Origin of the sequence: Thermoflexus sp., assembly GCF_042408365.1 — a bacterium.
In the GTDB taxonomy this organism is placed as follows: Bacteria; Chloroflexota; Anaerolineae; order Thermoflexales; family Thermoflexaceae; genus Thermoflexus.
In genome coordinates this window covers 1-7,469 of the sequence record NZ_JBHOQJ010000223.1, presented here as the reverse complement: position 1 = coordinate 7,469, position 7,469 = coordinate 1, and the positions used below count along the sequence as shown (strand labels likewise).

At 61.8% G+C, this 7,469-nt stretch carries 5 protein-coding genes; 1 reads left to right on the top strand and 4 read right to left on the bottom strand.

Going from position 1 to position 7,469, the window contains the following annotated elements; all coding sequences use genetic code 11:
• Positions 1-131: 131 nt before the first annotated feature.
• The 4 genes from ACFMO5_RS10540 to ACFMO5_RS10525 form a co-directional block, all read right to left on the bottom strand.
• Positions 132-629: an FHA domain-containing protein gene (locus ACFMO5_RS10540; RefSeq protein ID WP_376792710.1), complete on the bottom strand. Its 498-nt coding sequence runs from the start codon at positions 627-629 to the stop codon at positions 132-134.
• Positions 622-2,115 (bottom strand): VWA domain-containing protein, encoded by a 1,494-nt coding sequence (locus tag ACFMO5_RS10535; protein ID WP_376792709.1) that lies wholly within the window; start codon positions 2,113-2,115, stop codon positions 622-624. Before ACFMO5_RS10535 ends, ACFMO5_RS10540 begins: the two co-directional genes overlap by 8 nt.
• Entirely contained in the window at positions 2,112-2,867 is a 756-nt protein-coding gene (locus tag ACFMO5_RS10530) for a PP2C family protein-serine/threonine phosphatase (protein WP_376792708.1), read from the bottom strand. The genes ACFMO5_RS10535 and ACFMO5_RS10530 overlap by 4 nt, the downstream gene beginning before the upstream one ends.
• Before the next feature lie 440 nt (positions 2,868-3,307).
• Complete coding sequence (locus ACFMO5_RS10525) at positions 3,308-5,176, bottom strand: PQQ-binding-like beta-propeller repeat protein (RefSeq protein ID WP_376792707.1); 1,869 nt, start codon at positions 5,174-5,176, stop codon at positions 3,308-3,310.
• A 149-nt stretch (positions 5,177-5,325) separates the two neighbouring features.
• Between ACFMO5_RS10525 and ACFMO5_RS10520 the strand changes: the two genes are divergently transcribed.
• Positions 5,326-7,323: a helicase-associated domain-containing protein gene (locus ACFMO5_RS10520; RefSeq protein WP_376792706.1), complete on the top strand. Its 1,998-nt coding sequence runs from the start codon at positions 5,326-5,328 to the stop codon at positions 7,321-7,323.
• The last annotated feature ends 146 nt before the right edge of the window (positions 7,324-7,469 follow it).

The following is a 7,469-nucleotide window of genomic DNA, read 5'->3' as shown; positions in this document are numbered from 1 at the left end:
CCTCCCCCCGGCCCAAAGTGCCGGGGGGAGGGGGGATCAAGGGGGGTGGGGCCATCTGCTCCCCTTACTGTATATCGTGGAAGAAGCACGAGAGAGAAGCCGGAGTGATCACCAGTTTGCCCCAAATCCAGTTACAGAAATCCTACCCGAATAGCAATCTGGCCGAGACGAAGCTCATCCCCATCTCCCAATGGGCACGGCGAGTAGGGTTCCAACCGGACCCCATTCAAATACGTCCCATTGGTGCTGCCCAGATCCTCAATGTAAAAGCGATCGGCCTGGAAAAAGATACGAGCATGACGCCGGGAGACCCCACCTTCCAGCCCGCCATCCGGTGTTAAATCGAGCTGGGGGAAGATCCCACGGCCTACGTCCAGCCGCCCAACCAGGACCTCCTGATCCGGCCGGATCACCACCCGGCGACCGGAGGACAACACGTGAAGCACCAGGCTCTGGGAGCCCTCTCTCGCCGTTGAAGGGAATTCGACGGGCAATTCCACCGGGATCGCTGCACCCTCCGGCAGCGGTTCGGTGCGCAGCGGGCCGCCGGTGAGCAGATAGACCCCACACTCCGGGCAGAACAGCGCGCCGACCGGGTATTTTCGACCACACAATGGGCATTCAATCATGGACTCCCTCCGGGTTCGGCGGCGGAAGCGCGAGCATCCGCGTTTTGTATTTTAAGGCAAGCTGCTGGCTTCTGGGAACCAAACGGCCCTGACGTAGACGGGTGGCTGCGGCCATCGCCTCCTGAGCCAGATCCGCCGCGCCCAGCTCCAGTAAACGAGTCCCGGCCTGTTGGAGCTTTCGAGCGCCTTCCACCCACTTCCCTGCCTGGACATCTGCCCAGGCCTGCTCCTGCATCCGGTAGATCACCACCCGGGATAGCGCTTCTAGCAACGGTTCCGGAGGCGCAACGCACATCGGCTCCTCTGGGAGCACGTGAACCTGGATCGAGAGCTTTGCCTCATCCAGACGAAGTGGGTTCCCGAGGATATGAGCTCGGGCCTTCAGCTGAGCCACTTCCAGAAAGCCCGGCTCCAGCGGAGGGAGGGCGAACTCGATCAACGCCTGGACAGGTCGGGAGGCATGTAAAGCGCCCAGATACCAGTCGGAGCCCTCTTGCGTTGGAACCCTAAGCTCCGGCAGGATCTGATAAACCGTCGTCACCAGGATCCCCTCCGCAGGTTCCACGGTCAACCACACATCCTCCGCGTAGCGATCCTGCAGCCATGAGAGATGCTCCATGAAGCGCCGGCGGATCTCCGCTGGTGAGGCGATGTAGCCGGAGATCCCACCGCTCCGGGTCGCGATCTCGTCCAGCAGCCGATCATTCCAATCCTCCCCGATCCCAAAGGCGCTGACCCTGATCCCCGCTTCCCGGGCCTGATCCGCCAGCTCCAGACAACGATCCTCATCTCCATAGGTCCGCCCATCCGTGAGAAGGATCAGATGGGAATGGACCCCTGCCTGGCGAGCTCGGAAGAGCTCTTGGAACCCCAGCGACAGCCCTTGATAGATCTCGGTTCCTCCCTCCGCTTCCAACATCTCCAGCCGCATCCGAAGCCGATGGCGCTCCTGGATGGGACTGAGCGGCCAGATCACCTCCGCCCGATTGTGGAAGGCCACCACCGCCAGGCGGTCGCTAGGCTCCAGATGAGCCGCCAGGTCCAGCGCCGCGGCCTTCACTTGCTCCAGCCGCTCCCCTCTCATCGAATTGCTCCGATCCACCACCAGGCAAAGGTGAAGCGGCGGGCGTGGGGTCGAAGGAGCCCGCGCAGGCTCCAGCGTGATTAAGGCATAAAGGATCTGCGATGTGGACAGGCTGGGCAGAGAAGGCCGGCTGAGGAGCAAGTGGAACCGCAGGAAGGATTCGCGGCTTCCCCACCGGGCTTGCCATTGTCGGTCATATTCCGCACGCCGCTCAGGATCCGAAAGCACCGAATAGGCCTCATGGACCAATCGGAATAGCAGGGAGGTCCCCACCCCCGGCCTCATATCGGGGTGGACCTTCCGCACCAGCGCCCGGTAAGCCTTTTTAATTTCCTCGGCGTCCGCAGAAGGAGGGATGCCCAGGATGGCGTAATAATCCAGGAACTCCTCGCTCGCACTCATCGCCCGACCAGGATCACAGAGATGTTATCGTGACCGCCTGCTGCTTTCGCCTGCTGGATCAACCGGTTGCATGCCTCTTGAGGGGAGGCGCTCTCCCAGACAATCTGCAGGATCTGGTCTTCAGAGACCTCGCCCCACAACCCATCCGTGCAAAGCATCAACCATGCATCTCGAGGAAGGGAAACCCGACGATAGCTTGGGTTCAGACGGCTGGGGTGACCCAGAGCCTGATAGAGAACATGCCGCGGCACCTCCGCAACCTGCTCCTCGCTCAGCCCCTGGAGCGCCATCATCCGCTGAACGAGGGAGTGATCCTCGGTGAGCTGCTCCAGCCGATCCGGCCAGACCAGGTAAGCTCGACTGTCTCCCACATGGATCAAGTGCACGCTCTCCCCGATCACTAACGCCCCCACTACGGTCGTTCCACCTCCCGGCACGGTCTGGAGGATCTGGGCATTGGCAGCCTGCAGCGCTTCCTCCAACAGTTCTTTAATGGGATGGTCCGGTCCTCGATGGGCCAGATGAGAAATTAAGAGTCGGGTCGTTAGATAGCGGGCGATCTCCCGGACGGCAAGATCGCTGGCCTGCTCGCCACCTCGATGTCCACCCATCCCATCGGCTATCAGGAACAGCCCCAGGGGCAACAACCCCCGGGATCCTTCATAAACTACATGCATGATGAGGATCGCGTCTTCGTTGCTGGGGCGAACCAAACCCGGATCGGTCGCCCAGCCAAATCGAAGTCCTGACACCGGCGGGGCCGGCACCGGGGGAAGCGGTGTCGTCCTGCCTTTCGGCTCCTCAGCAGCAGAAGGAAACGCCACGGGCTCTGGCTCATGAGCTGGGACAGCAATGGATGCAGAACTCGATGGAGCGGGCTCCTCTGTCTCCGGTCGCCGGAAAAGGCGTTTGAGCCATTTCATTATCAAAGCTCCTTACGAAAAGTGAGCACCCTGAAGGGCATTACGGATAAAGCATGGGTGCTTCGTCCACGTTTGGTTTGAGAATATGCGGTGGGGGGAGTGGATGGTCCCTCCCCTTTCTCCTTTCTCCCCGCGGCCTGAAGGACCGTGGGGAGAAAGGAGAAAAAATCTTCCGGGGTTGGGCTGGGGGCCGTTGGTTGTAGGGCGCTTGAGTGCATGTTCGGGGTCATCGGCCCAACCCCAGAAACCCCCAAAAAGTAGACAAAGCATTAGGAACCTCCTAAACTCAACGCATAAACCCGATGGTCCATCGAGGTCACATAAAGGACGCCCTCCCGCCAATCCGGCGCAGCCACAATCGGCCCCCCGGCCTGGAAGGACCAGAGGGCTGCGCCGTTCCGGGCATCCACCACATACAGGCGGCCATCAGTCGCCCCGACCAGGACCTGCCCTTCCAGGACCAGGGGGGGGGCGTTCACCTGCCCGCCCGTTTGAAACCGCCATATGGGATTCCCAGTCCGCGCGTTCAATGCATAGAGGAAGCCATCCGCCGATCCCACATAGATCACACCTTCCGAGACCACCGGAGAGGAGAGGACCGGTTTTCCAGTGCGGAACCTCCAGATCGCCCATCCCGTACGGACATCCAGCGCATAAACATGCCAGTCCCACGATCCCACCACCACCAGTTCCTCATCCACCCACGGCGAGGCCGTCACCCCCCGGCGGGCGACGAATTGCCAACGGATGTTCCCGCGTAGATCCAGCGCGTATACTACTCCATCCTCGCTGCCCACCACCAGGGTTTCCCCGTGGAGGCCCGCGGAGGAACGAATGGCCGCGCTGACAGGCACCTTCCAGACCACCCGGCCGGTGCTCAGATCCACAGCGTAAAAGAGCGCATCGTCAGCCCCGAAGAAAACCAAGCCAGCTGCAATCCGCGGCGTGGTGTAGATCGGCCCGCCTACCTCCAGCGTCCATAGCAGCCTTCCATCCTGCATTCGCAAGGCATAAAGATGATGATCCAGAGATCCGACCACTACCCGATCCTCTGCCACCGCAACCGCCCCCCCGATGCCGCCGCCCGTCGCGAATTTCCAAAGGAGCTTCCCATCCTCCGCCGAGAGCGCATAAACGTTGTGATCATAGGAAGTCACGAAAATCATGCCGTTCGAAACCACGGGGCGGGATCGGATCTCATCCTCACAGGTAAAGGTCCATTTCACCCGATAGGGTGTGCTCCCGGACGGAGCCTCCCGATGGGCCATGGGGCGCGTGGGTGTCCGCATCCCCACAGCAGCCAGCAAAGCTTGTTTCATCTCCAGAGCCGATTGAAATCGCCGATCCGGATCGTACTCCAGGGCGCGCATGACCACTTGGGCCAAGGCCTCAGGGACCGCCGGGTTGCTCCGACGGATCGGGCGCTCGTGGAAGGAGAACGGCGGCTCCAGACGTGGGTCCTGGCGCGTCAACAGATGGTGCAGCGTGGCCCCCAGGGCATAGATGTCCGTGCGCGGATCCGCGATCCCTCGATATTGCTCCGGCGGGCTGTATCCCTCCGTCCCAATCATCGTCCCTCGTTGCCCGGCTTGAAATACCTTGGCGATCCCGAAATCCACCAAGAACACCCGGCCGTAGGGGTCTACCATAATATTGGACGGCTTCAGATCCCGGAAGATGATCGGCGGCCGTTGGGAATGGAGATAATGAAGGACATCACAGATCTGGAGGGCCCAGTTCACCACCTCCTCCACGGGCAGCATCCCCTCCGTGCGCCGCAAAAGCGTCTCCAGGTCCTGTCCTGGGATATACTCCATGACGAGGTAGCTGCGCTCGCCTTCCACGAAGTAATCATAAATCTTGGGGATGGCCGGATGGCTGAGGGTGGCCAGCATCGCTGCTTCCCGCTCAAAACTCTGCTGAGCCAGCGCCCGCATCCGGGGATCCGGGATATGGCTGACCATCTCTTTAATGGCACAGAGCCGCCGCACCTGGGGGAAGCGGAGATCCAGGGCTAGATAGACCGTGCTCATCCCGCCCGCGCCAAGCACCCGCTCAATGCGATAGCGACCTTGAAGGACATCCCCCACTCTCAGAAGGGAGGGGGAGGACGTCGGCTCCAGCCGCTGGGTCTCCATGCCGGTTCGCCTCTTCTCTGGGCTTGGGGTCCCGGATCCCATCACATTCCCCTTTATCATACCGAGATAGTTAAGATACTCTTACCTTACTTTGGTCATCGACCCCCCTGGGGGTCCAGGGAACCCCGGTTTGGAGAGGGATTCCGGCCATGCGGTTAGAGGAACTGATCCGTTACTATGAGCCTTCCCTGCTAACATCCATTCTCGATCAGCAAGGCTGGCAGGTGGAGGCGGAGCCAGCAATGGGGGAGGAACTGCTACGCCAGTTAAGCGATCCAGACCGTCTCCTCGCTCGATGGACACATCTCCCCTCGGAGGGTCGTGCATTGATCGAAGGGCTCCGCCAGGCCGGAGGTGCCATGCCGGCCCTGGTCCTCTCGATTTTATATGAGGTTAGCTCAGGCGGCACATCCGTGGCTTCATTTGAAGAGATCGCCGTCCGACTCGCCAATGCCGGACTGCTTTATTGGTATGCCGCCGGCCGTCGGATCCGCTCCCTGCTTCCTCAGGGAACAGCCATCCTGCCTGTAGAGATCATGGCTGTCCTTCCTCACCTTGAACCGTTGACACCCCTCGCGATTGTGACGGCCTCCCCCCAACGGCTGGTTCGGGATCTGGGGCGCTATGGCCGCTTCCTCCGACGATCCCCGGGGATCTCTTTCACCCGCGAGGGGCGTTTGCCTGTCCGCTGGATCCGACGTCTGCAACGCTGGCTGGGTCTTGATGGATCGCCACAGGGATTCGCCTATCTGGCCTTCCTTCAGCAATTGCTCGAACGAATGGGGGTGCTTCGAACCCAGGGGGCCGCCCTCACGATCGATCTGCTGCATCCGTTCTGGGAGCAAGGGCCTACCGATCGGGCCCTATCGGCTGTTCGCGCTTGGCAGGGTGAGGAGCCATTAGACACCGCAGGCAATGGAATGCTCTCTCCAGGTCTCCTGCGGGCCCGGATCGAACAGGCCCTTCGCCGATGGGAGCCCGGATCCTGGATCCCCCTCCCCAACCTGCTGGCCGCGGCCTTCCCGGAGCGGGCGGAGCGCTTACCGGACCCCCTCTCCCCGACAGGACGGGAAATCGCGAGCCAGCTCAAGACCTGGCTGGTGGAAGGGACGCTATGGCCGCTCCACTGGCTCGGCCTTCTGGACCTGGGTTATCGGGAGGGCCGGTGGGAGGCAGTGCGCCTCACGCCTTTCGGGGCGTGGGTGCTGGGCGTAGGGGAACCGCTTTCACTCCCCGAAGAGGGCGGGCACGTCATCGTTCAGCCCGATTTCCGGATCTTGGTTTTCGAACCGGTCTCGGACTCCATCCTGGCCGGGCTAGAGGCCTTCGCCGATCCCAGTCCAGGAGATCCGGTCTCCGTGTATCAAATCTCCCGGGACACTGTGTATCGGGGGCTCCAGCAGGGTTGGGATGTCCCACGGATTATTCGTTTTTTGGAGGGGATCAGCGGCGAGGCCCTCCCGCCTAACGTCCGACGATCCCTGGAGGACTGGCATCGGAGGTTCAACCAGATCCGAATCTATCGCCGGGTGACCGTGATCCGGACCGCAGGGGAACCGCTGCCAGGGGGGGGCACCGTTCATCCCCTGGGAGATTCCATCGGATGGACGGAGGAGCCATCCGAGCTTCTAACCGCCCGTTGGCGCCCCCAGGGGATCCATCCTTGGGTGAGCGGGTTCCGGCCGGAGGATCTGCGGAATCAAGTGGTGGCAGAACCTTCCGGGATCCTCCGCTGGACCGGTCCTTTCTCCCATCCCGGTGTGGAACGCCTGCTGGAACCGTTCACCGAGCGCATTTCGGAAGGCTTTCGGCTCACCGAGGCCTCCCTGCAGGCTGGACTGGCGACCGGCCTGACCCTTTCGCAAATTCTACAACGCCTTCAACTGGTTCATCGAGGGCCCTTGCCGGCCCGCCTGCTGGCCCGTCTGCTCGCCTGGAGCGATCATCCACCCCGGGCGCGCTGGGAGCCCGTGATCCTGCTACGGATGGATCGCCCGGAGATCTTAGAGGCGCTGTGTCAGGAGCCAGACCTTGCGCCCTGGGTCCGTCCTCTGGATGCGCATACGTTGATGGTCCGGGCCGATCATGCCTCGGCCCTGAAAGCGTGGCTGGAGGCCATGGGGGTCTCGGTAGAGGAAGTGAAGTAACTCCGGGTTCGATGTAGGGGTAGTCGTCCCAATGCGCGGGGATGATCTTTCCATAGGGAATTTCGGTAAGCGTTGCACCGGGAGACCTTAAGGCGGTAGTGACATCAAGTGGTACAGCTCGTTAGAGGCTGTAGGTGTGACGAACC

Coding starts and splice junctions, on each gene's coding strand:
- ACFMO5_RS10540 (WP_376792710.1), bottom strand. CDS start 629: ATGATTGAATGCCCATTGTGTGGTCGAAAATACCCGGTCGGCGCGCTG.
- ACFMO5_RS10535 (WP_376792709.1), bottom strand. CDS start 2,115: ATGAGTGCGAGCGAGGAGTTCCTGGATTATTACGCCATCCTGGGCATC.
- ACFMO5_RS10525 (WP_376792707.1), bottom strand. CDS start 5,176: ATGGAGACCCAGCGGCTGGAGCCGACGTCCTCCCCCTCCCTTCTGAGA.
- ACFMO5_RS10520 (WP_376792706.1), top strand. CDS start 5,326: ATGCGGTTAGAGGAACTGATCCGTTACTATGAGCCTTCCCTGCTAACA.